The sequence below is a fragment of the Saccharothrix australiensis genome, from assembly GCF_003634935.1.
GTDB classification, from domain to species: Bacteria; Actinomycetota; Actinomycetes; order Mycobacteriales; family Pseudonocardiaceae; genus Actinosynnema; species Actinosynnema australiense.
The window spans coordinates 5,866,980-5,892,713 of record NZ_RBXO01000001.1 but is presented as its reverse complement, the minus strand read 5'-3'; the positions used below and the strand labels follow the sequence as shown (position 1 = coordinate 5,892,713).

29 protein-coding genes are annotated in these 25,734 nt (G+C 75.0%); 11 read left to right on the top strand and 18 right to left on the bottom strand.

The genetic code is table 11. The annotated features are described in order from the left end of the window. Window positions 1–164 precede the first annotated feature (164 nt). Window positions 165–521, bottom strand: coding sequence for a VOC family protein (locus C8E97_RS24790; protein ID WP_121007881.1), 357 nt, complete (start codon window positions 519–521; stop codon window positions 165–167). A 72-nt stretch (window positions 522–593) separates the two neighbouring features. Here C8E97_RS24790 and C8E97_RS35590 point away from each other — a divergent pair, with 72 nt between their 5' ends. The 3 genes from C8E97_RS35590 (at window position 594) to C8E97_RS24775 (ending at window position 2,423) form a co-directional block, all read left to right on the top strand. Beyond that, window positions 594–776 (top strand): CsbD family protein, encoded by a 183-nt coding sequence (locus tag C8E97_RS35590; RefSeq protein ID WP_121007880.1) that lies wholly within the window; start codon window positions 594–596, stop codon window positions 774–776. Beyond that, a complete protein-coding gene (locus C8E97_RS24780) occupies window positions 773–1,414 on the top strand; it encodes a UdgX family uracil-DNA binding protein (protein ID WP_425470672.1) in 642 nt (213 codons plus the stop codon). Before C8E97_RS35590 ends, C8E97_RS24780 begins: the two co-directional genes overlap by 4 nt. 280 nt (window positions 1,415–1,694) lie before the next feature. Continuing rightward, the gene (locus C8E97_RS24775) at window positions 1,695–2,423 is read left to right on the top strand and encodes an SDR family oxidoreductase (protein ID WP_121007878.1); all 729 of its coding nucleotides are present in this window, start codon (window positions 1,695–1,697) and stop codon (window positions 2,421–2,423) included. A 61-nt stretch (window positions 2,424–2,484) separates the two neighbouring features. On the opposite strand, the gene C8E97_RS24770 is transcribed toward C8E97_RS24775, so the two are convergent. The 3 genes from C8E97_RS24770 to C8E97_RS34935 all read right to left on the bottom strand — a co-directional run bounded on the left by C8E97_RS24770 (window position 2,485) and on the right by C8E97_RS34935 (window position 5,191). Next, window positions 2,485–3,003: a lytic polysaccharide monooxygenase auxiliary activity family 9 protein gene (locus C8E97_RS24770; RefSeq protein WP_121007877.1), complete on the bottom strand. Its 519-nt coding sequence runs from the start codon at window positions 3,001–3,003 to the stop codon at window positions 2,485–2,487. Between the two features lie 459 nt (window positions 3,004–3,462). Further along, window positions 3,463–4,197 (bottom strand): class I SAM-dependent methyltransferase, encoded by a 735-nt coding sequence (locus C8E97_RS24765; protein WP_121012284.1) that lies wholly within the window; start codon window positions 4,195–4,197, stop codon window positions 3,463–3,465. Window positions 4,198–4,576: 379 nt separating this feature from the next. Next, window positions 4,577–5,191, bottom strand: a complete 615-nt coding sequence (locus tag C8E97_RS34935; RefSeq protein WP_170211986.1) for a hypothetical protein — start codon at window positions 5,189–5,191, stop codon at window positions 4,577–4,579. A gap of 87 nt (window positions 5,192–5,278) precedes the next feature. Here C8E97_RS34935 and C8E97_RS24755 point away from each other — a divergent pair, with 87 nt between their 5' ends. Further along, window positions 5,279–6,331: an AI-2E family transporter gene (locus C8E97_RS24755; protein ID WP_121007876.1), complete on the top strand. Its 1,053-nt coding sequence runs from the start codon at window positions 5,279–5,281 to the stop codon at window positions 6,329–6,331. Window positions 6,332–6,478: 147 nt separating this feature from the next. On the opposite strand, the gene C8E97_RS24750 is transcribed toward C8E97_RS24755, so the two are convergent. Next, window positions 6,479–7,906 (bottom strand): aldehyde dehydrogenase family protein, encoded by a 1,428-nt coding sequence (locus C8E97_RS24750; RefSeq protein ID WP_121007875.1) that lies wholly within the window; start codon window positions 7,904–7,906, stop codon window positions 6,479–6,481. Between the two features lie 482 nt (window positions 7,907–8,388). Between C8E97_RS24750 and C8E97_RS24740 the strand changes: the two genes are divergently transcribed. Genes C8E97_RS24740 through C8E97_RS24730 form a run of 3 tightly spaced genes read left to right on the top strand, consistent with a single transcriptional unit; the run spans window position 8,389 to window position 10,704 of the window. Continuing rightward, window positions 8,389–9,666, top strand: a complete 1,278-nt coding sequence (locus C8E97_RS24740; protein ID WP_121007873.1) for a PucR family transcriptional regulator — start codon at window positions 8,389–8,391, stop codon at window positions 9,664–9,666. Between the two features lie 47 nt (window positions 9,667–9,713). Continuing rightward, the gene (locus tag C8E97_RS24735; RefSeq protein WP_121007872.1) at window positions 9,714–10,178 is read left to right on the top strand and encodes a hypothetical protein; all 465 of its coding nucleotides are present in this window, start codon (window positions 9,714–9,716) and stop codon (window positions 10,176–10,178) included. A gap of 43 nt (window positions 10,179–10,221) precedes the next feature. Continuing rightward, window positions 10,222–10,704 (top strand): hypothetical protein, encoded by a 483-nt coding sequence (locus C8E97_RS24730; RefSeq protein WP_170211985.1) that lies wholly within the window; start codon window positions 10,222–10,224, stop codon window positions 10,702–10,704. 206 nt (window positions 10,705–10,910) lie between these two features. Here C8E97_RS24730 and C8E97_RS34930 read toward each other — a convergent pair whose 3' ends face one another. Continuing rightward, window positions 10,911–11,069, bottom strand: coding sequence for a hypothetical protein (locus C8E97_RS34930; protein WP_170211984.1), 159 nt, complete (start codon window positions 11,067–11,069; stop codon window positions 10,911–10,913). A gap of 205 nt (window positions 11,070–11,274) precedes the next feature. On the opposite strand from C8E97_RS34930, the gene C8E97_RS24725 reads away from it, so the two are divergent. Next, entirely contained in the window at window positions 11,275–12,789 is a 1,515-nt protein-coding gene (locus tag C8E97_RS24725; protein WP_121007871.1) for a serine/threonine-protein kinase, read from the top strand. Between the two features lie 34 nt (window positions 12,790–12,823). Here the strand turns inward: C8E97_RS24725 and C8E97_RS24720 are convergent, their stop codons facing one another. The 11 genes from C8E97_RS24720 to C8E97_RS24670 form a co-directional block, all read right to left on the bottom strand. After that, a complete protein-coding gene (locus C8E97_RS24720; protein WP_121007870.1) occupies window positions 12,824–13,780 on the bottom strand; it encodes a TIGR03557 family F420-dependent LLM class oxidoreductase in 957 nt (318 codons plus the stop codon). Window positions 13,781–13,788: 8 nt separating this feature from the next. Further along, a complete protein-coding gene (locus C8E97_RS24715; protein WP_121007869.1) occupies window positions 13,789–14,436 on the bottom strand; it encodes an HAD family hydrolase in 648 nt (215 codons plus the stop codon). 229 nt (window positions 14,437–14,665) lie between these two features. Further along, window positions 14,666–15,388 (bottom strand): alpha/beta fold hydrolase, encoded by a 723-nt coding sequence (locus tag C8E97_RS24710; RefSeq protein ID WP_246019131.1) that lies wholly within the window; start codon window positions 15,386–15,388, stop codon window positions 14,666–14,668. 129 nt (window positions 15,389–15,517) lie between these two features. Then, complete coding sequence (locus tag C8E97_RS24705; RefSeq protein WP_211347128.1) at window positions 15,518–16,438, bottom strand: sensor histidine kinase; 921 nt, start codon at window positions 16,436–16,438, stop codon at window positions 15,518–15,520. Window positions 16,439–16,492: 54 nt separating this feature from the next. After that, complete coding sequence (locus C8E97_RS24700) at window positions 16,493–16,987, bottom strand: GNAT family N-acetyltransferase (protein WP_121007867.1); 495 nt, start codon at window positions 16,985–16,987, stop codon at window positions 16,493–16,495. 10 nt (window positions 16,988–16,997) lie between these two features. Further along, window positions 16,998–17,354 (bottom strand): hypothetical protein, encoded by a 357-nt coding sequence (locus C8E97_RS24695; protein ID WP_147455224.1) that lies wholly within the window; start codon window positions 17,352–17,354, stop codon window positions 16,998–17,000. A gap of 507 nt (window positions 17,355–17,861) precedes the next feature. After that, a complete protein-coding gene (locus tag C8E97_RS24690) occupies window positions 17,862–18,239 on the bottom strand; it encodes an STAS domain-containing protein (RefSeq protein WP_121007865.1) in 378 nt (125 codons plus the stop codon). A gap of 11 nt (window positions 18,240–18,250) precedes the next feature. After that, window positions 18,251–19,156 carry a Ppx/GppA phosphatase family protein gene (locus C8E97_RS24685; RefSeq protein WP_121007864.1) on the bottom strand — a complete coding sequence of 302 codons (906 nt, stop codon included), beginning with the start codon at window positions 19,154–19,156 and terminating at the stop codon, window positions 18,251–18,253. A gap of 302 nt (window positions 19,157–19,458) precedes the next feature. Further along, complete coding sequence (locus C8E97_RS24680) at window positions 19,459–20,016, bottom strand: hypothetical protein (RefSeq protein ID WP_147455223.1); 558 nt, start codon at window positions 20,014–20,016, stop codon at window positions 19,459–19,461. After that, a complete protein-coding gene (locus tag C8E97_RS24675; protein ID WP_121007862.1) occupies window positions 20,013–20,231 on the bottom strand; it encodes a hypothetical protein in 219 nt (72 codons plus the stop codon). The genes C8E97_RS24680 and C8E97_RS24675 overlap by 4 nt, the downstream gene beginning before the upstream one ends. Next, entirely contained in the window at window positions 20,228–20,938 is a 711-nt protein-coding gene (locus C8E97_RS24670) for an AfsR/SARP family transcriptional regulator (protein WP_121007861.1), read from the bottom strand. The genes C8E97_RS24675 and C8E97_RS24670 overlap by 4 nt, the downstream gene beginning before the upstream one ends. Before the next feature lie 188 nt (window positions 20,939–21,126). Here C8E97_RS24670 and C8E97_RS24665 point away from each other — a divergent pair, with 188 nt between their 5' ends. The 3 genes from C8E97_RS24665 (at window position 21,127) to C8E97_RS24655 (ending at window position 23,912) form a co-directional block, all read left to right on the top strand. Continuing rightward, window positions 21,127–21,990 (top strand): manganese catalase, encoded by an 864-nt coding sequence (locus C8E97_RS24665; protein WP_121007860.1) that lies wholly within the window; start codon window positions 21,127–21,129, stop codon window positions 21,988–21,990. A 69-nt stretch (window positions 21,991–22,059) separates the two neighbouring features. Next, on the top strand, window positions 22,060–23,283 hold the full coding sequence (locus C8E97_RS24660; protein WP_121007859.1) for an Nramp family divalent metal transporter: 1,224 nt from the start codon (window positions 22,060–22,062) through the stop codon (window positions 23,281–23,283). 140 nt (window positions 23,284–23,423) lie between these two features. Next, on the top strand, window positions 23,424–23,912 hold the full coding sequence (locus C8E97_RS24655) for an STAS domain-containing protein (RefSeq protein ID WP_147455222.1): 489 nt from the start codon (window positions 23,424–23,426) through the stop codon (window positions 23,910–23,912). Between the two features lie 67 nt (window positions 23,913–23,979). Here C8E97_RS24655 and C8E97_RS24650 read toward each other — a convergent pair whose 3' ends face one another. After that, window positions 23,980–25,377, bottom strand: a complete 1,398-nt coding sequence (locus tag C8E97_RS24650) for a M20/M25/M40 family metallo-hydrolase (protein WP_121007857.1) — start codon at window positions 25,375–25,377, stop codon at window positions 23,980–23,982. Window positions 25,378–25,734 lie beyond the last annotated feature (357 nt).

The following is a 25,734-nucleotide window of genomic DNA, read 5'->3' as shown; positions in this document are numbered from 1 at the left end:
TCAGCGGCGCATGCGAGGGCAGGCGGTGCCAGCTCCGGCAAGCCCTCAGCTGACGCTGACCCTGGTGCCCAAGGGCTGGGCGCCGGGTGGCTTGCGGCTGGCTTTTCAACCGCGTAGACGATCACCGTAGTAGAGCCGGGTGCGGAGGAGAAACCGGAGGGTCCTCAGCGCGGCGGGAGGACGCAGAACTCGTTGCCCGCCGGGTCGGCCAGCACGACCCAGGGCAGCTCCGGGTCGCGGTCGACGACCCGCGCGCCGAGCCCGACCAGCCGCGCCACCTCGGCGTCCCGGTCGCCGTCCGCCGCGAGGTCGAGGTGCAGCCGGTTCTTGACCCGCTTCGGCTCGTCGACGGGCTGGAGGAGCAGCACCGGCCCGTCGCCGGACAGCTCCGCGTACTCGACGCCCTTCGCGTCGCGCCACGTCCGGGACACCCGGTAGTCGAGGGCGGCGCACCAGAACCCGCGCAGGGCCGTGTGGTCGGCGGGGCTGTCCAGGGCGATGGCGATGATCCGGCTGGTCATGGCCGCCGGGTTTCCCGGCGGCCCCGGTGGGTATGCCTCGGGTGGGACCTGATGTCGACGAAAGGACCGCTCATGGGTGCCGACGACAAGGTCAGCAACAAGGCCGAGGAGATGAAGGGTCGCGCCAAGGAGACCCTCGGCGACGCCACCGACAACGAGCAGTGGCAGGCGGAGGGCAAGGCCGAGCAGGCCAAGGGCGCGCTCAAGCAGGCCGGCGAGAAGGTCAAGGACGCCTTCCGCCCCGACGGCCACTGACCGTGCGCAAGCGCAGCGCCGCCCCGTTCGTGCCCGAGGGCGCGGACTTGGCGGCGCTGCGCGCCGCAGCGCGCGGGTGCCGGGGCTGCGACCTGTACGGGCCGGCGACCCAGACGGTGTTCGGGTCGGGTCCGCCGGACGCGCGCCTGCTGCTCGTCGGCGAGCAGCCCGGCGACGTGGAGGACCGCGAGGGCGAGCCGTTCGTGGGGCCCGCGGGGAAGCTGCTGGACAAGGCGCTCGACGAGGCGGACCTGTTGCGCGAGGGCGTCTACGTGACCAACGCGGTGAAGCACTTCAAGTTCGTGCCCGCCGAGCGCGGCAAGCGCCGCATCCACAAGACGCCCGCCAGGGGCGAGGTCGTCGCGTGCCTGCCGTGGCTGCGCGCGGAACTGGCCGAGGTGCGCCCGGACCTGGTGGTCTGCCTGGGCGCGACCGCCGCGAAGGCCGTGCTGGGCGTCGACTACAAGGTCAGCGAGCGCCGGGGGCGGCTGGAGCGCAGCGACGAGGGCCACCACGTGATCGCCACCGTGCACCCGTCGGCGGTGCTGCGCGCGCCCGACCGGGCCGAGGCGTACGCCGGGTTCCTGGCCGACCTGCGCGTGGTGCGGCGGCACCTGGAACGTGAAACGGCCCCCTGACCGCTTCCCGCACGGGGTGCGGGCCGAGCTGGACTGGGCTCGGGGTCACGGGGGCCGGGTGGCTGCCTGGGATTCGCCCGGACCACCTGGGAAAGGCCGGTCCTAGCGGACAGCCACCTCACGACGAGTCCTGTAGCTATACAACTTCGGACCACCTCCTTCCTCGTGTACCGGGAACGCTAGGCAATCGGGTGACACCGCGCAACGGATTTCCGGCGCCGCCGGCACGGCGTCCGATTGCCGCCGGACCCGTCGCCGGGAGCCGTCGAAGATCGTCCCCATGCACATCGAAGGCAAGGTCGCGCTGGTCACGGGCGGCAGCAGGGGCATCGGCGCGGCGGTCGCGGCGCGGCTGGCCCGCGACGGCGCGGACATCGCGGTGACCTGTCGGAACAACGCGGACGACATCGTGGAGCGGGTGAAGGCGCTCGGCCGCCGGGTGGTGGCGATCCGGGCCGACGGCGCGGACGCGGACGCCGTCACGGCGGCCGTGGACGAGGCGGTCGGCGCGCTGGGACGCCTGGACATCCTGGTGAACAACGCCGCCGCCTACCTCGTGGGCCCGGTCGAGGAGCTGGGTGTGGCGGACTTCGACCGCACGTTCGACCTGAACGTGCGCGCGCCGTGGGTGGCGGTGAAGGCGGCGCTGCCGCACCTGGGCGAGGGCGGCCGGATCATCGGCATCGGCAGCAACGTGGCCGAGCGGGCGCCCTTCCCCGGCTTGTCGCTGTACTCGGCGAGCAAGGCGGCGCTGGTGGGCCTCACCAAGGCGCTGGGGCGTGAGCTGGGGCCGCGCGGCATCACCGTGAACCTGGTGAGCCCCGGGCCCACGAACACCGACCTGAACCCGGCGGACGGCCCGTTCGCGGACGTGATCCGGGGCTTCACGGCGGTCGGCCGGTACGCCGAGCCGGACGAGGTCGCCGCCCTGGTGGCCTTCGTGGCGTCGCCGGAGGCCGGTTACCTCACCGGCGCGCAGCTGCACGTCGACGGCGGTTTCACCATCTGACGCGGTGGTGGGGGCGTGCCTACAGGCTGGCACGCCCCCACCGGTGTTCAGAACCGCGTCATCAGCTCACGTTGACGTCGATGCAGGCGTAGAACGCGTTCGAGGTGTCCCCGATGTTCCAGATCGCGAGGACCTTCTGCTTGCCCGACACGTTGCCGAGGTTGACGGTGTGGGACACCGTCGACGGCGGCTGCTGCATCTTGCCGTCCACGTACCCGACCCGCTGGCCGCCGACGTAGTACTCGTAGTTGGCGGTGCGGTGGCGGGCGGTGAACACCCAGTTGAACGTGACGCTCCGGCCGACGTTGGTGACCTTCCAGCCCTTGCTGTCGTTGTTCAGCTCGGCGAACCCGGCGTTGCCGCCGTGGCAGGTGCGCAGGCCCTTGGGGCCCTCGACGCTCTGCGGCTCGTACTTGATGCTGCCGCAGGGCACCGTGCCCTTCGCGCACTGGGCCTGCCTGCTCGGCGGCGACGACACGTATCCGTGGGCGAACGCCGGTGCCGTCGGCAGTGCGACGACCACGAGCGGCGCGGCGAGAACACCGGCCGCCAGTGCGGCGATCCTTCGGCGGAGAGCCATGTCGGCTCCTTTCGGGAGGGCGGGAACTTCGCTGGGCACCCCCTTACCCGAAGCAGCGTGAACCGCTCTGGGCAGGACATTCACCCAACGCGGCGGCAGGTCTAGACCATACTCTGTGTGATTGCCGAGTGACAACTTTTAGCTCGACCGTGGTTCCGTTTGTCGTGCTCCGGGGGCTCCGGCAGGGCTCGGCGAGCGGTCCGACGCCGGGCGGGGCGACGAGCGTGGACGGCCGCGCCGACACCGGGCCGGTGTCGCGCTCGGGGTCGGTGGACGGGCGTCTCGGGCACCGGGCAGCCGAAGTCGCACGCCCGCTACCTTGATCAGCGCCGGATCAGGACCTGGGCGCTGACCCGGATGCATCCGTTGGACAGCCTGTCCGGGTAGGACCGGTCCCTGACTGAGGCGTGCCGCGACGAACTCAAGCTCGGGAGCGGCTTTGTCATTCATGCGCCGCGGTCAGGCGGCCTCCAGGACGAAGAACAGGAAGCTCAGGAAGGCCCCGGAGGGGAACCTCGCCATCTCGTCGGGGAAGAGTTCGTGGGCTTCCGGCGCCGGCGGCGGCTCGCTGATGACGGCCGTGCGGAAGCCGGCCGCGGTGAAGGCGTCGGTCATCGCGTGCAGCGGCCGGTGCCAGTAGGTGAGCACGGCCTTCCGGCCGTTGAAGTCGTACTCGTCGGACCACTTGGTGGTCGCGAAGTAGTCGCTCTCGCGATGCGCCATCTTGAGGATGATGGGGTGGTTGACCACCACGATCAGCCGGCCACCGGGCTTCAGCACCCGCCGCAGCTCGGCCAGCGGTCCGGTCCAGTCCTCCAGGTAGTGCAGCACCAGGGCGGCGACGACGTCGTCGAACGCGCCGTCGGGGTACGGCAGCGGTCGGGTGATGTCGGCGACCCGCAGGTCCGTGTCGGCGCCGAGGCGCTGCCGGGCCAGCTCCACCATCCGGGCGCTCCGGTCGAAGCCGGTCACGACGGCACCGCGGTCGCGCAGCGCCGCCGACACGGCGCCGGCGCCGCAACCGGCGTCGAGGATCCGCCGGCCGGCCACGTCGCCGGCCAGGTCCAGGATCGCGGGCCGGGCGTAGTAGGCGTTGACGAGGCTGCTGTCGTTCTCGGCCGCGTACGCCTCGGCGAAGCTGTCGTAGTCGTTCTCCACGGCCACGTCGGCGGAGCTCTCAAGATTGGCAGGCATGTTCCCCATACTGTCGCGTGATCGATCAAGACGCCAGGAGGTCATCTCGCGGCCCAGCCGATCACGGCGTCGGCGCTGCCGTCCCGCGCGCACCACTCGCCCGGTGCGGCTCCGCGTCCGGGGGAGCGGCGGCGGCGCGGGACGGGGGCGGGGGTGCCCGGCACGGCGCGTGGGTCGCGCGGCTCGTCAGCGGTGGGATGCCGGTCGGCTCGGCGGGATCGGTTCGGGGCGGTCCGGGCCACATGGGGTGCTCGCGGCGCACCGCGTCCTGCGCCGGCCGCCACGCCGGTCGCGGCGGTGGCCGTCGTCGGCACCAGCCGCACCCACCGCCCGGTGACGCGGCGTCGGCCGGCCAGACCCGGTCGGATGCCCGCCCCGCTCAGGCGCCGCCCGCCTCCCGCAGGACCCGACCGACGTGCGCGACGAGCCCCGGCAACCCGACCACGGCGGTCAGCGGCGAGGCGGCGATCCGCGCCGCCCTCGGCCCGGCGCGCCCGGCGATCGCGTCGGCCGTGCGGCCGGTGCCCCGCACCACCACCAGGCGGCGGCCACGCGCCAGGCTCAGCGCGGCGTCCTCGTACGCGATCCCGCCGCCGTTGGCCAGCACGGTGACCGACGGCCGCGACCCCGCGACCACCCCGGCGACGTCCGCGAGCCACGGCGCCTCCGCGCCCCACCGGTCGCCCGGCACCAGCACGAGGTCGGTGTGGTTCGGCTCGTAGGTCGCGGTCACCCCGTCCGCGACGACCCCGATCAGCGGGAACCGACCGCCCGCCGCGGCGCGGGCCCGACCCGCGGCGCGCATGACACCCGTGTCGGTGCCGCCGTCCACGACGACGGCGCCCAGCTCGTCCAGCACCGGCACCAGGTCGGCCAGCGCCGCGCCGAGCGCCGCGAGCGGCTCGGCGGCCATCCCGTCCGCGCCGCCCACCAGCACCAGCACCGGCCGCTCGCGCGGCAGCCGGGACAGCTCCGCGCCGGACGTCACCCGCATCGCCGTGACGCTACCGGCGCCCCCGCCGGCGAGGGGCCGCCGCGCGCAACCCGAGCCGATCCGCCACCCCGGTCCTACGCTCGGACGATGGTGCTGCCCCGAGGTCTGGTGGTGTTGCTGGGCACGGCCGCCGCGGTGGTCACCGGCGCGGGCGTCATGGCGATGTCCTGGCTCATCGGCCCGGTGTTCCTCGCCCTGACCCTGGTCATCGCGGTCGGCCCCGTGCACTCCTGGCTGCGCGGGAAGGGCGTGCCTGGCTGGCTCGCGTCCACCGCGCTGGTGGTCTGCGTGTACGCGATCCTGCTGTCCCTGGTCGCCGTCCTGGTCGTGTCGGCGGCGCGGCTGGCGACGGAGCTGCCCCGCTACGCCGACCGCGCCGGCGCGCTGGTCGACGCCGCCGCGGGCGAGCTGGCCGCGTTCGGCGTGGGCGCGGAGCAGCTGACCAGGCTCGCCGACGGCCTGGACGTCGGCCGGCTCGCGGGCGTCCTCGGCGCGGTGCTGAGCAGCGTGGGCGGCCTGGCGTCCAACATCGTGTTCCTGCTGTCGCTGCTGCTGTTCCTGAGCGTCGACGCGAACACCGTCGGCGAGCGGACCGCGCTGATCGCCGCCGACCGGCCGGACGTCGCGGCGGCCCTGGGCCGGTTCGCGGCGGGCACCCGCAAGTACCTGGTGGTGTCGACGGTCTTCGGCGCGATCGTGGCGGTGCTCGACGGCGTCGCCCTGGCGGTGATGGACATCCCGCTGCCGGTCCTGTGGGCGCTGCTGTCGTTCATCACCAACTACATCCCGAACGTGGGGTTCGTCCTCGGCCTGATCCCGCCGGTCCTGCTGGCGCTGCTGGAGGGCGGCTGGCCGCTCGCGGCGTGGGTGGTCGTGGCCTACAGCGTGCTGAACTTCGTGGTGCAGACCCTGATCCAGCCCCGGTTCGTCGGCGACTCGGTCGGCCTCTCCACCACGGTCACGTTCCTGGCCCTGCTGTTCTGGGCGTGGCTGCTCGGCGCGCTGGGCGCGATCCTGGCCATCCCGCTGACCCTGCTGGCCAAGCTGCTGCTGGTGGACGTGGACCCGCGCGCCCGGTGGGCCGACGCGCTGCTGACCTCCCGCGTGCGGCCCGCCCCGCGCGTGCCGGGGCGGAGCTGACGGGGCCGCCGCCCGGTTGCCGCTCGGGCGGCCCGGACGACCGCCCGAGCGCGGCCGGACCCGCCGGCGCACGCGCACCCAGGGAGCGCGTGCGCCGGCGGCTCGTCGCCGCGGGGCGTCCCGGCTCGGCTCAGCGGCCGAGGGGCGTCACAGGTCGAGCCCGGTCAGGACCAGGACGCGCGGGTCGGTCAGGTCCTCCATCGCCGCGTGCACGCCCTCGCGGCCGGTGCCGGACTCCTTCACACCGCCGTAGGGCATCTGGTCGGCCCGGAAGCTCGGCACGTCGCCCACGATCACGCCGCCGACGGCCAGGCGCTTGGACGCCTGGAACGCCACCCGCAGGTCGTGCGTGAACAGGCCCGCCTGGAGCCCGAACCGCGACGCGTTGACCTTGGCGAAGGCGTCCTCCACGGAATCCACGGCCGCCAGCACCAGCACGGGGCCGAAGACCTCCTCCTCGACCACCTTGCAGCCCTCGGGCACGTCGGCCAGCACGGTGGGCGCGTAGGTCGCGCCGGAACGCGTGCCACCGGTCAGCACGCGCGCGCCCGCGGCCACCGCTTCTTCCACCCAGGACTCGACCCGCCGCGCCGCCGCCTCGTTGATCAGCGGGCCGACGTCGGTCGCCGGGTCGTCGGGCGCGCCCGTGCTCAGCTTGCGCACGTGCGCCACGACGGCGTCGGCCACCGAGTCGTAGACGTCCCGGTGGACGTACACGCGCTGGACCGAGATGCACGACTGGCCGCCCTGGTACATCGCGAACGTGGCGATGCGCTGCGCCGCCCAGTCCAGGTCCGTCCAGTCGGGACAGACGACGGCCGCCGCGTTGCCGCCCAGCTCCAGCACCACGTGCTTGCGCGGCACGCGGTCCAGGATGCCGTAGCCGACCGGGCCCGAGCCGGTGAACGACACGACCGGCAGGCGCGGGTCCTCGACCAGCTCGCCGGCCACCTCGTTGGGCACCGGCAGGACCGACCAGGACCCGGCGGGCAGGTCGGTCTCGGCGAGCAGGGAACCCAGCAGCAGCGCCACGAGGGGAGTGGCGGGCGCGGGCTTCACGATGATGGGCGCGCCCACCGCGATGGCCGGCGCGACCTTGTGCGCGACCAGGTTCAGCGGGAAGTTGAACGGCGCGATGCCCAGCACCACGCCGCGCGGCTCGCGGCGGACCAGGGCCATGCGGCCGGTCGCGGCCGGGTCGGTGTCCAGGCGCTGGAGGTCGCCGGAGAAGCGGCGCGCCTCCTCCGCGGCCCAGCGGAACGTCGACACGGCCCGCGACACCTCCATCCGCGACCACTTCAGCGGCTTGCCGGACTCGGCCGTGATCAGCGCGGCGACCTCGTCGGCGCGCTCGGCGAGCCGGCGGGACACGTGGTCCAGGGCGGCGGCGCGGGCGTGCGCGGGCAGGGCGGCGAACTCCTCCGCCACGGCGGAGGCGGCGGCGATGGCGCGTTCGACGTCGTCCGCCGACGCGTTCGAGGTGGTGCCGGCGAGCGCACCGTCGTGGGGGCTGCGCACCTCCACCACGTCGTCGCTCGTCGCGGCCTGTCCCGCTACCCAGTACGGGGTGTTCATCGCCCAACTCCTTCGGTGATGGCCTGTCGCGGCGCTTCGGCGCGCCCCGGCGGGTCGTCCGGGACGACCGGTGGCGGGTGGGGCGCGTCGCCGTGCGCCTGACCGGTGAGGACGGCCACGCCGGGCGCGTGGCACGCCGTCCCGGCCACGGGGGTCCGCCCGGCGGACCCGACCGGTGCTGATCCGACCGGTGCTGATCCGACGGCGGTCGACCCGACCGCCGCCGACCCGACTGCCGCTCGCCCGCTCGGCGTCGACGCGACCGGTGTCGACGCGAGCGTCGACCCGAGTCCCGTCGCCGCGAGCGCCGGCCTGACCTGCGTCGACGCGACCGGCGCCGTCCCGCGTCCGGCGCGCCGCGGCGACCCGGGTGCGGGCAGCGGCGTGGGCGGTCGGAGCACGGGTCCAGCATCCGTCCTCGGACGCCCGACCGCCAGTGTCGGAAATGGCCAAGGACGGCGTCGACCCTGTACAAAGTGCCCATGCCGCTGACGCTCGCCGGCCTGGTCCGGGAAGTGGGGCTGACGGTGCACGTCGACCCCGGACCGGACCGACCGGTCGCCTGGGTGCACAGCACCGAGCTGGCCGACCCGACGCCGTTCCTGGCGGGCGGGGAGCTGCTGCTGACCACCGGCATCGCGCTGGGTCCCCACCGCGCCTACGTCCGGCGGCTGGTGGACGCGGGCGCGGCCGGCCTCGGCTTCGGCACCGGCCTCAGCCACGACCACGTGCCCGCGGGCCTGGTCGAGGCCGCGCGCGAGGCGGGCCTGCCGCTGGTCGAGGTGCCCCGCGAGATCCCGTTCATCGCGATCACCAAGGCCGTGTCGCGCGCGGTCGCGGCCGACGAGTACGCCACCCTCGCCCGCACCAGTGACGCCCAGCGCGTGCTCACCCGCGCCGCGCTGACCTCCGCGGCGGCCGTCGTGCGCAGGCTGGCCGGCCTGGTCCGCGGCGCGGTGGGGCTGCTCGACGCGGCCGGCGACCCGGTGCACGTCCACGGCGACCTGCCCGACCTGCGCCCCGAGGCCCAGCGGCTCGGCCCCGGCCCGGCCGGCGCGGCGTGGCGGGCGGGCGACCGGCACCTCGCGATGCAGGCGCTCGGCCGGCCCGGCTACCTCGCCGTCGCCACCGCCGCGCCGCTGGACCCCGCCGACCGCACCGTCGTCGACACCGCCGCGTCCCTGCTGACGCTCGCGCTCGCCCGGTCGGACGACGTGGACGTGGTGCGCCGCGAGCTGCGGACCGCGCGGTTCCGCCTGCTGCTCGCCGGCGTGCCGGTCCCCGACGCGCCCACCGGCCCGTTCCGGGTCTTCGTGCTGCCGAAGGGAACCGAGCAGCCGCCCGGCTTCTGGGCCGAGCACGACGGGCACGTCGTCGTCCTCGCCGCCGAGCTCGACCGGCCCGCCCACGCGTCGAGCCCGGTGGACGCGTCGGAGGTCGCGCGCGGCTACCGGGAAGCGCTGCGGGCGCGGGACGAGCACGTCGCGACGTTCGAGGAGGTGCCCGGCGCCGGCCTGCTGGCGGCCGACGCCGCCCGGCACGCCGAAACGCTGCTCGCACCGCTGGACGCGCGGCTGCGCGACTCGTTGCGGGTCTGGCTCGCCTGCCACGGCCAGTGGGACCGGGCCGCGGCCCGGCTGGGCGTGCACCGGAACACCATCCGGAACCGGGTGCGGCGCGCGGAGGAGCTGCTGGGCCGCTCGCTCGACTCGCCGGGACTGCGCGCGGAACTCTGGTTCGCCCTGCACGCCGGGCAGTAGGCTGTGCGCGGCGCCGCCGCGTCCACATCCCATCCCAGGGGGACACCTTGGCGCGCAGACGTCTCTTAGCCCACGCCGCGGCAGTCACCACCCTCACCGCGGGGCTGGTCACCGCGGCGTTCACCGGCACCGCGAGCGCGTGCAGCTGCCTTCCCGGCGGCGAGGCCGCCAAGTACCACCGCGCGGACCACGTGTTCGTCGCGGTGGTGCTCAGCGAACGGCTCGAACCCGGCAGCCGCTACATCTACTCCACGAAGGTCGGCCACGAGTACAAGGGCGACGTGCCCCGCCGGGTCGAGATCACCACCCACTACCAGGGCACGGCGTGCGGCATCCGGCTCACCGTGGGCGCGAAGTACCTCGTGTTCGCGCACGGCGACAGCGGCGACCGCCAGGTGGAGTCGACCCAGTGCAGCGGCACCCGCCTCGCCTCGGGCGGCCCACCGAGTACGAGCCTGCCGCCCGGCACGACCGCGTCCGCCGCGCCCACCTGCGCCACCGCCGCGCCGTGACGCCGCACGAGCCGACACCTGGAGGGGTATTACCTTGGCGAGCTTGCGAACCCCGACCCACGCGGCAGCCGTCGCGACGGTGGTGGCGGGCCTGCTGACCGCCGTGACCACGGGCACCGCCGGCGCGTGCAGTTGCATCCCCGGCGACGACGAGCCCCAGCGGTACGCACGGGCGAGCCACGTGTTCGCCGGCGTGGTCGTGAGCGAGGAGCCGGTCACCGGCGACCCGGACGTGGGCCACGACGACAAGTACCGCTACGCGGTCCGGGTCGGTCGCGAGTACAAGGGCGACGTGCCGCGCCGGGTGGACGTGCTCACCTCCACCAGCGGGGCGGCGTGCGGCGTGCGGCTCACCGTGGGCGTGAAGTACCTGGTGTTCGCGCACGGCGACAGCGGTGACGGCGCGGTCGAGACCAACCTGTGCAGCGGCACGCGCCCGGCGTCGGGTGGTCCGCCGAGCACCGCGCCCTCGCCGACGGCGACCACCACACCGCCCACGACGCCCTGCGCTACCGCGGTGGCGTGACACGAGGGCCGTGGTCGCGGGCGCGCCTGCCCGCGACCACGGCCCGGTCGTGCGGGCGCGGCCTGCCGGCAGGACGTGGGCGGGTCCCGATGGCCGCCGCGGTCCCGGTCGTGGGGGAAAGCGCCTGTGCGCCGGCCGGGTGGCGGCAGCCGGTGCTCGGAGCGGGTCGGGCGTGCGTCAGGTCGTGGGCGGGGTGCCCGGCGGCCTCACACCTCGTCGACCGGCGCGTGCTCGTACTCCTCGTCGGGGTCCGACTCGGTGTCCACCACGTCCCTGGTGCCGTCCACCTCGCCCAGGGCGTCCAGCTTCGCCTCCGGGTCCTCGATGAACTCGTTCAGCGTGGGCTCCCGCTCGTGTCCGGTCATGACGGGGGTCTACCCGGCGCGGCGCGGTGCCGAACCTCCCGGTCCCCCGCCGACGGGCACGAACGGGGTGTTTGTGTCCGGAGCACTACGGGTAGGTGGACGCGGAACGACCAAACGGGTAGCCCGCTCCTGATCGCGGCCGGTAGGTTCCGCCGACGAACGCGGCGCACGAACGGCTCTGGGGACACCAGCGGAGGTCGACCGGATGTGGGACGGGGACCTGACCGGAGAGGTGATCGGCGGGCGCTACGCGTTGGGCGACCTCTACGGGTCGGGCGGCATGGCCGACGTGTACCGGGCGTTCGACACCAGGCTGGACCGCAGGGTCGCCATCAAGCTGTTCCAGGGCAGCGCCACGCGCGAGGACCGGGTCCGGCTGGACCGCGAGGTGCAGGTGCTGGCCGCCCTCCGCTGCCCCGGCGTGGTCGCGGTGTACGACACGGGGTCGTTCCAGGGCCGCCCGTTCTTCGTCATGCAGCCCGTCGAGGGCGGGACGCTGCGCCGCCGGATGCGGGAGCCGCTGCCGCCGGGCGTGGTGGCGCGGATCGGCGCGCAGGTGGCCGAGGTGCTCGCCCACGTGCACCGGCACGGCGTGGTGCACCGGGACGTGAAGCCGTCCAACATCCTGCTGGAACCCGATGAGCGCCGCGCCTACCTGGCCGACTTCGGGCTGGCGCTGCAAGCCCACGTGACGCGGGTGACCCGGTCCGGGATGCTGGTCGGCACCGCCGGCTACCTCGCGCCGGAACAGGTGCGCGGCGCCGAGGTGGGGCCGGCCGCCGACGTCTACGCGCTCGGCCTGGTGCTGCTGGAGTGCCTCACCGGGCGTCCCGAGTACCCCGGCGGCGACACGGAGGCGGCCCTGTCCCGCCTGCACCGCGAGCCGCGCGTGCCGGAGGGGTTGCCCGCGCCGTGGATCGCCGCGCTGACCGCGATGACCCGCTCGCTGCCCACCAGGCGCCCCGACGCCGCCGAGTGCGCGGCACTGCTCACCGAGGCGGAGCGGGCCGGGGCGGCCCCGTCGACGGAGGTCGTGCCCGCGTCGCGCGTGCCGGCCCCGGTGGTGCGGGTCGACGCCCCGCCGGTCGACGCCCCGCCGGTCGATGTCGGGCCGGCCGAGGTGGGGTCGGCCGATGTCGGGTCGGCCGAGGTCGGGTCGATCGAGGTCGCGTCCGCCGGGGCCGTGCCGGTCGACGCCGCGCCGGCGCGGCGCGGACCGGCCGAGGTCCCGCGCGCCGGGCTCGCGCGGGCCGGGGCTCCACCGGCCGGGGTCCCGGCCTCCGACCCCGTACCGGTGCGCCCGTCGTCCCGCCGGAAAGCCGTGCTGGTGCTCAGCGGCGTCGTGGCGGCCGTCGGCGTGCTGGCCGTGGTGGTGGCCGTGAACCTGCCCGGCGCGGAAACGCGGCAGCAGTCGGGGCCACCGGTCACAATCGACGCCACCGCCGTGCCGCCACCGAGCGCGTCCACCGTGACGGTCGTCCGGGAGCTGCCCGCGCCGACCGAAGCGCCCCCGTCCACCTCGCCCACCGGGTCCGCGCGGGCCGTCCCGCCCGAGGACCGACCCGCCGCCGACGACCCCTCGCCGCAAACGACCGCCGAACCCCCGGCCGGTCAGGGCCGGGGACAAGGGCAGCACCAGGACCACGACCGCCCGTCGCCGCCCACGGGGAAGGGCAAGGGCAAGCCCGAGCACCGCGGCGGCAAGGACGACGGGGGCTGAGCGGACCCCGGCGACGCCCGTCCGCCGCGGGCGGTCAGCGCAGCGCGGGCAGCAGCTCGTCCCGCGCGAACTCCAGGAACTCCTCCTGGTGGTCACCGCCGACCTGGACCAGCGCCAGGTCCGTGAACCCGGCGTCGGCGAACGCCCGCGCCGCCTCCGCGATCGGACCCACCTCCGCGCCGCACGGGATCTGCTCGGCCACGTCCTCCGGCCGCACGAACTGCGTCGCGCCCGCGAACCCGGCCGGGCCGGGCAGCTCGGCGTTCACCTTCCACCCGCCCGCGAACCAGCGGAACTGCTCGTGCGCGCGGGCCACGGCCTTCTCCCGGTCCCGGTCCCAGCACACCGGCAGCTGCCCGATCTTGCGCGCCTCGCCGCCCTGGAACACGTCCCAGCCCTGGCTCAGCTCGGCGTCCGGCTCGGTGGCCACCATCGCGTCGGACAGCGGCGCGAACGTCTGCACCGACTGGCTGCCGGACACCGCGACCGCCAGCGGCACCCGCTTCTCCGGCAGGTCCCACAGCTTGGCCGAGTCCACCCGGAAGTGCTTGCCCGCGTAGTTGACGTGCCCGCCGTCGAACAGCATCGAGATGATCTCCACGGCCTCCCGCAGCATCTCGTGCCGCACGTTCACCGGCGGCCAGCCCCGTCCGACGACGTGCTCGTTCAGGTTCTCGCCCGCGCCCAGCCCGAGGGTGAACCGGCCGTCGCTGAGCAGCTGCACCGTCGCCGCCTTCTGCGCGACGACCGCCGGGTGGTAGCGCATCGTCGGGCACGTCACGTAGGTCATCAGCTCGACCCGGTCGGTGACCTGGCTGACCGCGCCCAGCACGCTCCACGCGTACGGCGCGTGCCCCTGCTCGGCGAGCCACGGGAAGTAGTGGTCGCTCATGACCTCGAAGTCGAACCCGGCCCGCTCGGCCCGCGCGGCGTGGTCCACCAGCGCCTTGGGTCCGGCCTGCTCGGTCATCAGCGTGTAGCCGATCCGCACGGTTCCTCCTACGCCATCGGCAGGTCGGTCAAGTCCGCCCGCAACTGGTCGAGTTCCTCGTAGACGGCGGACGCGCCGTGCTCGCGCAGCTCGGCCTCGCCGAAGCCGCCGGTCCGCATCGCCACCACCGGCAGCCCGGCGCGGCCGGCCGCGTCGCAGTCCCACACCGAGTCACCGATGACGACGGCCCGGCCCTCCGCGTCGACGCGGCTCAGCGCCACCTCGATCAGGTCGGGCGCGGGCTTGGACTTCTCGACGTCGTCGGAGGACGTGGTCACCACGCCGCTGACGTCGAGGAGCTTGACGTAGTGGTCGACGTGGTGGCGCTTGCCGGAACTGGCCAGCACGACGGTGAAGTCCTGCTCCAGCGCCGCGGTGACCAGCCGGTGCGCGCCCTCCAACGGCCGGATCTCGGCGAGCATCGGCTCGAACGCGGCCTCCCACGCCTGGCGGAGGCCGTCGCCGTGCTCGTCCTCGACGCGCTGGCCGGCGACGGCGGCGACCAGCTTGTCCCCGCCCATGCCGATGGCCCGGTGCAGGCGCCACGTGGGCACGGTGATGTCGAAGCGCCGGAACGCCCGGAACCAGGCGACGGCGTGGTGGTAGTTGGTGTCGACCAGCGTGCCGTCCACGTCCAGGACCAGCGTGTTCCTCATACCGGCGTGGTTAGCCCGACCGGCCCACCGGCAAACCGCGCCGGTACGTCACCGCTTCACACGTCCGGGTGGGCGGCGGGCCGGGTCCGGCTCCCGTGATCGGCCACGTCGCCGGCCGGCGGCGAGCCGCGCCACGGGCGAGGCCGACCGGTCGGCGCGCGATCCCCGGCCCCGCTCGCCGCCGGCCGGAAGAGGATCCGCGTGGTCGCCCGCCGCCGTCCTCCGCCGGTCAGCGCAGGAACTCGGTCACCAGCCGCGTCCACTCGGCGGGCGCCTCCAGCGCCGGCGCGTGGCCGCTGTCCAGCTCGGCCCACCGCGCGCCGGGGATCCCGTCGGCCAGCGCGCGGGTGGACGACGGGGTGATCAGGCGGTCGTGCTTGGTGCCGATGACCAGCGTCGGCAGGGCGAGCCGCGGCAGGTCCTCGGTCACGTCCAACCGCTGCACCAGCTCCACCTGCTCGTCCACGCCCGCGGGCACGGTCGCCGCGATGATCTCCAGGAAGCCCGCCACCTGCTCGTGGGTCATGGCGCGGCGGAACGGCTCGCCCAGCAACACCGACATGACGAACCGGGCGAGCGCCGCGCGGTCCCCGTCGAGCAGCCGCCGCCACTCGGTGGTGCGGGCCAGCGACTCCTCGTCCACCCGCGCGAACCCGGCGGTGAGGACCAGGCCGGTGACCCGTTCGGGATACCGCAGCGCGGCGCGCACCGCGACGGCGCAGCCCAGCGAGTACCCGAGGATCGCGAACCGGGGCGTGTCACCCGCGGCCGTCACCAGCCGGTCGGCCAGGTCGTCCAGGTGCAACGGCCGCGCGGCGCGCGGCGTGTCGCCGGAACCGGGGAAGTCCACCGGGAACACCGCGCGGTCGCGGGACAGGGCGGGGATGAGCGGGCCGAAGTTCGCGCGCGCGGTGCCGCCGGCGCCGTGGGCGAGCAGGAGAGCTGTGGTCACGCGGAGGATTCTGCCGGGCCGGGTGCGTGCGGCGTGGCGGGTTCTTCGGGGTCACCGCGCACGACCGTCGCCCCGAGCCGGCGGTTCGCGCCCGCCTGCCGTGATCCGTGCCACGGCCATCGGCGGGGGTCACTCGGCGGACAGGTGCACGCGGACCGTCGTGCCGCTCTCGCCCGTGTGGACGCGCACGAGGTCGCACAGCAGGTTCACCAGCACCGCGCCGTACCCGCCGTGCGCGGACGGCGCGGGGGTGCGGCGGCCCACCATCGGGTTCGTCATGCGGCCACGGTCGCGCACCTCGCACACGACGTCCCTCCCGTCCTGCCACAGCAGCAGCACGCCGTGCCCCCGCGCGTGCACCACGCTGTTGGTGGTCAGCTCGTTGACCGCGATCACCAGGTTCTCCACCCGGTCCCGCGGTAACCCGGCGTCCAGCGCGAACGACGCCACCAGCCGCCGCGCGGCGACCAGGCCGCCCGCGTCGAACGGCAGCAGGCGCGCGTCCGGCGGCGGCGCGGGCAGCGGCCGGTTGAACTCCTCCGCGACCTCGAACGGCTCCCGGTAGCCGGGACTGGCCCGCCGGCGGGCGCCCTCGACCACGACCGGGTGGGTGGCCTCCGCGTCGCGCAGCACGTCCGGGCCCAGCGCGCCGACGTCGTACGGGCACAGGATCCACGCCGGCCGGTCCGCGAAGGCGGTGTTGATCAACGCCTCGTGCTGCACGCACGCCGGGTACTCCAGCGCGGTGCGCCCCGGCCAGACCGGCTCGCCGACGATCCGGACCCGGCAGCCGGGCGCGTTGTCCGTGAACGCGCCCAGCACACCGGGGATGATCCGGCCGGGGTTGCGGCCGGCCCGCGCCATGTCCAGGAACTCGACCTGGTCGGCGTGCGAGCCCAGGCCGTCGCGCAGCAGTTCGAGGTTGGCCGCCGGCACGGCGACCAACACGTGCTCACCGGCCGACAAGCCCTCACGCACGAAAGGCACCGTTCCCGCGAGGAACTGCCCGGCATCGCGGTAGAGCAACGCCTCGTGCACGAAATCGACCACTGGCCAACCCCCGAACGGTGTGCTGCAGGAGGTCTGCCCCGTGCAGTATCGCCCTCAAACGCCCTGCTGTGGGCTTCGTCGCAGGCATACCCGTTCGGCCGGGTCCAAACCCCTGGCCGCCTCCGCCGCCACGATCGCGGCGAGGCCGGGCGTCGGCTCCGCCACCTCCCGGAACCCCAGGCGCTCGTAGTACGGGGCGTTCCACGGGATGGCGCGGAACGTCGTCAGCGTCAGCCCTCGCAGGCCGCGCGCGGCGGCCCAGTCCTGGACGTGGTCGAGCAGCGCCGCGCCGATGCCCCGGCGCGCGTGGTCGGGGTGCACGCTGACCTGTTCGACGTGCGCGTACCCGTCGACGGGTTCGGCGGCGATCCAGGCGACCGGCTCCGGGTCGGCGGCAACCCAGACGTGCAGGCCGCGCAGCACGTCGAGCGGCATGGGGTCGTCGTCGGCGATGTCGGGCATCCCGTGCGCGCGGAACGGCTCGCCGGACGCCACCTCGATGGCCTGGAGGGTCGGGAACTCCGCGGGCAGCGCTGGTCTGATCTGCACGCCCGCATGATCACCCCGGTGTGAAGGTCGCTTCAACCCCGTCGGCGAGCGCTTCGAGGAGCCGTGCGGCCAACGTCTCATCCGAGTGGTCCAGTTCCAGCTCGGCGACGCTCTGCCCCGCACCCAGCGGGCTGACCCGGAGGGAGCCGGTGCAGCCGTCGTCGGCCAGCGCCGTCCACGACAGGACCAGGCGGTCCAGGTCGGCGGTCAGGCGCACCTGCGCCAGGCGGTCGCCCGCGCGGAGGATCAGGACGCCGTCGTTGACGCCGACCAGCTCCCAGGGCTCGGGCAACCAGCCGGCGACCTTCTGCGGTTCGGCCGCGGTGGCGAACACCAGATCGGGTAGGGCCGCGATGTCACGTCGCACCGTAATCACTCGACCGGGTTACCCCGACAGCCTGAGCCCATGCCTGCGACCAGCGGTTTCGCCCGAACCGCCGCCGACTTTGCCACCCGCGCCGCACCCAGGGGCGCGGAATGTCCCGACTCCGACGCAGCCGAGGCTCCACGCATCTTCTTTTGGAGCAACGGGACCACAGCAGGGGGACCACGACGGCGGGGTGGCCGGGAGCCAGGCAGGTCTTGGACGGTCGTCGGGGGCGCTACGCACAACGACCACCCCTTCGACCGGGTACGAATCCGCCGGGCGGACCTCCCGTCCGTTCGGCTTCGACCCGTCACCGACCCCGGGAGCGGTGCTGCGCCAAGCCCGACAGACGGGGGATCGCGGCCGAGCGAGGGTCTCGTCGTCGGGGTGGCCGCTCTGCTCAGCGTTCCCGACGACCGTCCAAGACAGCCCACCAGCGGCCCGGAAGGCGAGTGGCACGTCGGTCGCGTCGTCGAGCGCGAGCACGTGGTCGGGAGCGGGGTCCGGTCACTTGGCCTTGGTGGGCGGGGTCCGCTGGGCGGGGATGGCCCGGCCCGTCGCCGCCGCCGCCACGTCCGGGTAGTGCGGGAACAACCGGTCCAGGTCCATGCGGCCGAACACCCGCCGCACGTGCGGCGGCACGGCGGCCAGGCGCAGCCAACCGCCGGCGCGCTGGGCCCGCGCGCGGGTGCGCACCAGCGCGCTCATCGCCTGCGCGCCGCAGAAGGCGACCCCGGACATGTCGAGCACGATCCGGTCCCGCCCCTCGGTCACCAGGCGGTCCAGCTTGTCCAGCACCCGGCGGGCGCCCGCCAGGTCGAGTTCCCCGGTCGCCACCACCACCGCGCACCCCGTCCGGTGGGATTCGACCGACAACGCCAGCATCCCTGGTCCTCTCACGCCACCCGGCACATCTCGTCCTCACCCGTTCCCGCCAGGCGGAGCAGCAGCCCCTCCCTGGTCGACCACGGGCAGATGGCCACCTCGTCGTGCCCGGCGGCCGTCATCAGCGCCTCGGCCACCCGCGCGCCCGCCAGGCACTGGCCCGCGCGGTGCCGGGAGATGCCGGGCAGGCGGGCACGCTTCCGCGCCGGCATCGACGCCAGGCGCGGTATCCAGCGCCGCAGGTCGTCCACGTGCAGCGACCGGCGCACGCAGGGCCCGTCGCGCTGGGGTCTCGCGCCGGAGAGCCGGGCGAGCTGCTGGAACACCTTCGAGCACCCCACCGCGAAGTGGCCGCGCACGTCGCCCAGCGCCGCGCGCACGTCGGCCCGCACCACCGCCGGGTCCACCGGGTGCCGGGTCACCGTGCGCGCACCGTAGGGGAGGGAGGCGACGACGGACGGCTCGCCCTCGGCGCCCGCGGCGACCTCGACCGTGCCGCCGCCGATGTCCAGCACCAGCAGCGGCCCCGCCTGCGCGCCGAACCAGCGGCGCGCGGCGAGGTAGCTCAGGCGGGCCTCCTCGGCGCCGCTCAGGACGGTCAGCCTCGTGCCGGTGCGGCGCGCCACCTCGCCGAACACCTCGGCGGCGTTCGGCGCGTCACGCAGCGAGGACGTCGCCCACGGCACCACCTGGCGCACACCGGCGCGGTCGGCCACCTCGCCCGCCTGCCGGACGGCCGCCACGACCTGCTCGACACCGGAGCGGCACAACCGCCCTTCGTCGTCCAGGGCCAGGTCCAGGCGCAACCTGGTCTTGTGGGACAGCACGGGGCGCAGCAGCGAGCCCTCGACCACGACCAGGTGTGCGCTGAAGCAGCCGACGTCGAGCACGCCGACCCGACCTGTTCCTCCGGACATCCGTAACCACCAAACCGCCACTGGACGAGGTACCGGGGGGTGCCCACAGCGACATCGGGTGAAACCCCCGCTGATTTCCATAGCTGTACGTAGTAGTACCCCGATTGTTCAGCACCCCGCGTCGCCCGAAGGTGGGGTGTCGGTGGCGTGAGGTCCACGCCACCCGCGCGGCGGTCGGGTGGGCGGGGGATTTCCCGGTCCGACGGTGCGCCGCGGACGCGACCGACTGCCCGTCGCGCGGGATCGATGCAGGTCGGGTGACGTGCACGGGTACGCGGGAACCGGGCCGTCCCGGCGGGCCGTCAGCGCCGGTCGCCCCCGCGCTGCGGCGACAGCGGCCCGCACACCGCCGCCGCGAGGATGGCCTGCTCCACCGCCTTGGCGTCGCGCGGGAAGTCGGCGAACCGGGTCAGGCTGAACACCCACAGGGCCAGCGCGCAGCCGACGGCCGCGAGCCGGATCGGCGCGGGCGTGCCGGGGTGCCGGATGTTCGCGGCGACGTGGAAACCGGTCAGCAGCAGCGGGGTGAGGCCGAACAGCAGCGGGGTGTGCCAGTCCGCCCGCCACGGGCGCACGATGCCCGAAGCGCCCGCCGGCGGGTCGTCGCCGCGCGGCGTCCGGAGCGACAGGCGGCGCTCGTTGAGCTGGCCGAGGTAGCTCTCCCGGCCCAGCACGGGCCGCCCGGCCGCCGCGGTGGCGCGCGGCGCCAGTTCCGCGCCCGGGTAGGCCGCCGGCTTCTGAACCCTGGTCGACTGGTCCAGCCAGTGCAGCCACAGGAAGCTCCGCCGCAGGGGCCACCGGCCCCGCCGCGCCACGACGGCGGTGCCACGCCACGGCCGCCGGCCACGACCACGGGTCACGGAGGTGACGTCAGCAGCAGTCCCGCGCCGGTCACGACGAAGACCGCGCACGTCGCCGCCGCCCACGGGACGGCGCGCTGCCAAGCCGCGATCCGCCGCGCCACCCGCGACCCGCGCGGCTCGGTCGCGGACACCCGGCACGCCAGGGCGAACACGCCGAGCCCGAGCAGCCAGGTCAGCCCCGTGCCGGTGAGGGCGGCGCCGAGGCCCGTCACGGCGTGCGGTCCAGCAGCGGGCGGACGAGGCGGTGGATCTCCGGTGACGGGTGGAGACCCAGCTCGGCCCGCAGCCGGTGCCGGTAACCGGTGTACTGCCGCACCGCCTGGGCCGGGTTGCCGTCCGCCAGGTGCAGTTCCACCAGGGTCCGCTGGGCGCTCTCGCGCAACGGGTCGCTGTGCACGGCCGCGAGCGCCGCCTGGTGGGCGCGGTGGTGGTCGCCGGCGCACCGGAAGCGCTGGCTGAGCGCCTCCAGCGCCCGCAGGCGCGCCTCGTGCCACCAGTCCTGCTCGGCGACCAGCCACGGCTGGTCCCAGTCCGGCAGCAGCTCGGCCCGGAGCAGGTCGAGGGCGCGGGCGTCGGGGACGCGGTCGGTCGACACCACGGTGGTCACCAGGCGGCGCGCCGCGTGGAAGTCCACCTCCACGCCCGGCCGCAGCCGCAGCACGTCGTCGTCGGTCTCGACCAGCGGCCCGGTCGGCTTGGCCAGCCGCCACAGGGTGGACCGCAGGGACGCCGCCGCCCGCTTGCCCGGCGCTTCCGGCCACAGCAGGCCCGCGGCGGTCGCGCGGGTCACGGCGGTCTCCCGGATCGCGAGCAGCGCCAGCAGCCTCCGCGCGGCGGGTATGACGTGCAACCGACCGTCGTCCACGCCGAACCCGTCGAGGAGGCGGATCTTGAGGGGCCGGGTCGTGGTGTCGGTCATCGGGACGCCCCATCTGTCGAGGATCGATCGAACTCCTGTCGGATGCCCCCGGATCGCGTCCGCACACCCGCCGCCCGACGAAATTTCCAGGCGTCCCACCAGCGGCGGTGACGCGGCGGTGACGCAGGCGCGCGGGCGCGGTCACGCGGGCTCCCTAGCGTCGGGGGTCCCCGCATCGAGGAGGCGCGATGTTCCTGCACACCAGCAGGTTGCAGTTCGAGGCCAAGCCGACCCAGCCGGACGCGCACTACGCGCGCAAGCTCCAGGAGCTCATCGGCGGCGCCTACGGCGAGATGACCGTGACCATGCAGTACCTGTTCCAGGGCTGGAACTGCCGGATGGAGGGCAAGTACAAGGACCTGATCATGGACGTGGCCACCGAGGAGATCGGGCACGTCGAGATGATCGCCACGATGGTCGCCCGCCTGCTGGAAGGCGCACCCTCGGAGGTGACCGCCAAGGCCGTCGCCGACGACCCCGTGGTGGCCGCCGTGATCGGCGGCATGGACCCGCAGCAGGCGATCGTCAGCGGCGGCGGCCCGACCCTGTCCGACAGCAACGGCGTCCCGTGGAACGGCCGGTTCATCGTCGCCAGCGGCAACCTGATGGCCGACTTCCGGGCCAACGTCGCCGCCGAGGCGCAGGGCCGGTTGCAGACCGCCCGGCTGTACAACATGACCGACGACCCTGGCGTGCGCGACATGCTCCGGTTCAACCTCGCCCGCGACACCGCGCACCAGAACATGTGGCTGGCGGCGATCGAGGAACTCCAGGAGGACGGGCTGGAGGGGCCGATCGTGCCGAGCGCGCTGTTCGACGAGGAGCACCAGGAGCACGCGGCCACCATCTGGCACAACTCGGACGGCCCGGCCGGGCAGGAGGGCCGCTGGGCCTCCGGGCCCACCCCCGACGGCGCGCACGAGTTCAGCTACGTCACCGAGCCGGCCCCGCTGGGCGAGAAGGCGTCCGCGCCCGCGCCGGACCCGCTGCTGTACGCGACCAGCCCGGCCAACCTGGGCCTGATCGAGAAGGCCATCCGCAAGCTCACGTGAGGGGATCCCCTCGGCGCGTGCCGCCCGCACCGGGCGGCACGCGCCCCGGCACGGGAAGGAGCGGTCCGGATGGTCGGTCTGCCGGTGGCGGCGCGGTTGCGCTCGGCCGCGGTGGTGATGGGTCCGGCGTTCGTGGTGGCGGTCGCGTACGTCGACCCGGGCAACTTCGCGACCAACATGGCGGGTGGCGCGAGCCACGGCCACCTGCTGCTGTGGGTCATCGTCGGCGCGAGCCTGCTGGCGATGTTCGTCCAGTACCAGTCGGCGAAGCTGGGCGTGGTGACCGGCCGCAACCTGCCGGAGCTGTGCCGGGAGCACTACCCGCGCCCGGTCGCGGTCCTGCTGTGGGCGCAGGCGGAACTGGTCGCGATGGCGACCGACCTGGCGGAGTTCGTCGGCGCGGCGGTGGCGCTGAACCTGCTGTTCGACGTGCCGCTGCTGCCCGCCGCGCTGATCACCGCCGCGGTGTCGGCGGGCATCCTGGGGCTCGCGCCGGTGCGCAGGCGCGGGTTCGAGTCGGTGATCATCGGGCTGCTCGGCGTCGTGCTGGGCGGTTTCCTCTACCAGGCGCTGCGGCTCGGGCCGCCGACCGGCGCGGCGGCGGGCCTGGTGCCCGGTTTCGCGGGCGCGGACAGCGTGCTGCTGGCCACCGGGATGCTCGGCGCGACCGTCATGCCGCACGTGATCTACCTGCACTCGGCGCTCACCCAGCGGCACCACCACCCGGACCCGGCCGTGCGGGCGCGGACCCTGCGGGCCGGTCGGGTGGACATCGTCGTGGCGCTGGGCATCGCGGGTCTGGTCAACGCCGGCATGCTGATCGTGGCGGCCGGCGCGTTCCACACGGCGGGCGCGCCGCCCCGAAAGTCGTTGGAGGACATGCACTCCGGCCTGGGCGACGTGCTCGGTCCGGGCGCGGCGCTGGCGTTCGCGCTGGCGCTGCTGGCGTCCGGGCTGGCCGCGTCCAGCGTGGGCACCTACTCGGGCCAGGTGGTGATGGAGGGCTTCCTGCGCCGCCGCGTGCCGCCGGCGCTGCGCCGGCTGCTGACGATGGCGCCCGCGCTGTGCGTGCTCGCCGCGGGCGTCGACCCGACGCAGGCGCTGGTGCTGAGCCAGGTCGTGCTGTCGTTCGGCATCCCGTTCGCCCTGGTCCCCCTGGTGCTGCTGGGCCGTCGCGCGGACGTGATGGGCGAGTCGGCCGACCGGCGGGCGACGACGTGGTTCGGCGTGGCGGGCGCGGTGCTGATCTCGGGGCTCAACGTGTTCCTGGTCGTGCGCACGATCACGGGCTGAGGGCCGGGGACACCGGCGTCGGCGCGACTTGATCGGAACAGTGGCCCGCGCGGCGGTAGCGGACCGGTGTCCGGGGTAGTCCGGGCAGGCGTCAAACAGTCGGCGCCGGCGACGGGCACTGGTGCTGGGCGGTGGGCGCGATGGACCTGTTCGACGACGACCCGGTGACCCGGTACCCGCGGCGGCACGTGCGGCGGGTCGACGACCTGCCGCGGCCCGGCGGCACGCCGGACGGCGCGCACCCGGCCCGCGCCGCCACCCACGACCGGCGCCTGATCGCCGCCGACGACCCCGCGGGGCTCGTCAGCCTCCGGAGCGAGTGGCGGCGGGACGCCGTCGTGACCACCGTGGCCGGTGAGGTCGACGCGTCCACCGCCGGGACCGTCCGCGCGGAACTGCTGGCGCGGCTGGACGAGCGCCCCGCGACCCTGGTGGTGGACCTGCGCGGCGTCGGGTTCCTCGGCGCGTGCGGTGTCTCGGTGCTCGTCGGGGTCGAGCGGTGCGCGCGTCGGCGCGGCGTCGGCCTGTCCGTCGTCGCCGCCCACCGCAGGGTCCTCCGGCCCTTGCTCGTCACGCGGGCGCACCACGTGCTGCACCTGGTGCCGACGCTGGGCGACGCCCTCGCGTGAGCCCAGCCGGACCCGACCGCCCAGCTCCCCGGTGTGGAGCGAGGGGGGACAGGCGATCCGCGGGTGGTCAGCGGCCGTGCCCGGCGAGGGCGTGCAGCAGCAGGGCCTCCGCGACCGTCATGTGCTCCAGTTCCGAGCGGCTGACGCTCTCGTCGTCGCCGTGGATGCGCGCCCGCGGCTCCTCGCAGCCCCACAGCACGAGGTCCGCCCGCGGGTTCGCCGCCCGCAGCGCCGCGACCAGCGGGATCGAGCCGCCCTGGCCGACGTGCGCCACCTCCGTCGTGCCGTAGGCCGCGGCGAGCGCCGCCTCCACCTCCGCCTGGAACGCGCCGCCGCCCGCCGTGACACCCGCGCCCCGGCCGACGGGGGTGACCACCGGCCGCACCCCGAACGGCGCGACGCCGAGCACGTGCCGGCGCAGCAGGGCGAACGCCCGGTCCGGGTCCTGGTCCGGCGCGAGCCGCAGGCTGATCCGGGCGGTCGCGGACGGGGTGAGGACGTTCGCGGGCCGGGCCGCGCTCGGCGCGCCCGCCAGGCCGACCACGGTCACCGACGGCCGCCCGTACAGCTGCTGCGCGATGGTGCCGGACCCGATGAGGTCCACCTCGTCCAGCACGCCCGCGTCCCGCCGGAACTCCTCGGGCGGCACCTCCGGCCACGGGTGGTCGAGCACGCCGAGGCCGGGCACGGCCACGTCACCGGTCACCGGGTCCTGGAGCGTCGCCAGGATCTGCGCCAGCGTCAGGAAGGCGTCGGGCGCGGGCCCGCCGTGCACGCCGCTGTGCACCTCGTGGCGCAGGGTGCGCACCGCCACGTCGACCACGAGCGCGCCGCGCAGCGTCGACGTCAGCGCGGGCCGGCCGACCGCGAGGTTGCCGGTGTCCGCGACCACGACCACGTCGGCGTGGAACCGGGTGTCGCCCGGATTCGCGGCGACGTGCGCCGCCAGCACGCTGTCGCCGCCCTCCTCCTCGCCCTCCACCACCAGCTTCACGCCGATCGGCAGGTCGGACCCGTTGGCGCGCAACGCCTCCAGCGCGCCCAGGTGCATCACGATCCCCGACTTGTCGTCGGCCGCGCCGCGCCCGTACAGGCGGGTGTCGTCGCCCTCGTCGACCTCCTTCGGCTCGAAGGGCGCGGTGACGGTCCACTTCGACCCGTCGGCCGGCTGCACGTCGTAGTGCGCGTAGAGCAGCACGGTCGGCGCTCCGGGCGGGCCCGGCGCGTCGGCGTGCACCAGCGGCGCGGACGTGCGGCCCTCGTGGGTGACCGCCGTGACGGCCGCTCCGGGCAGGCCCGCGCCGCGGAACAGGGCGGCGACCTTCTCGGCGGTGACCGCGAGCGGCGGGTCCGGGTCGGCGCCGACCGACCGGTCGCGGACCAGCTCGGCCAGCGTGCGCCACAGCGCGGGCAGGTGGCCGCGGACCCGCTCGCGCACGTCGCGCGTCGAGGAGGTCGCGGTCATGGGCAGCCCTCCGGGTGGCCGGGTCCGGCGTGAGCGAGGCGGCGCGGTCGGGCGCGCGGGCCGCGGGCGAACCGCCTCACCGGCATCGTGGCACGGGACCTCCGGGCCGACCGGGCGGGAGCGACGGATGCCACGAAGGTGTGACGGGCTCGTGTTCCGGGAGTCGCGGGCGGCTGGAATTCCGTCCCGAGTGGACTCATCGTCACCGCGTGGAGCCGGATGTTCCACGCCATCCCCGACAGGGGTGATGGGGTGACCTGATGTCATCCCTCGTTCGAGTGAGTCCGCCTCGAACCGCGCTCGGCGCGGGTACCCCTGCCGACGGAGTGTCCACTCGGGAGGCTCCGCGTCAGGAGG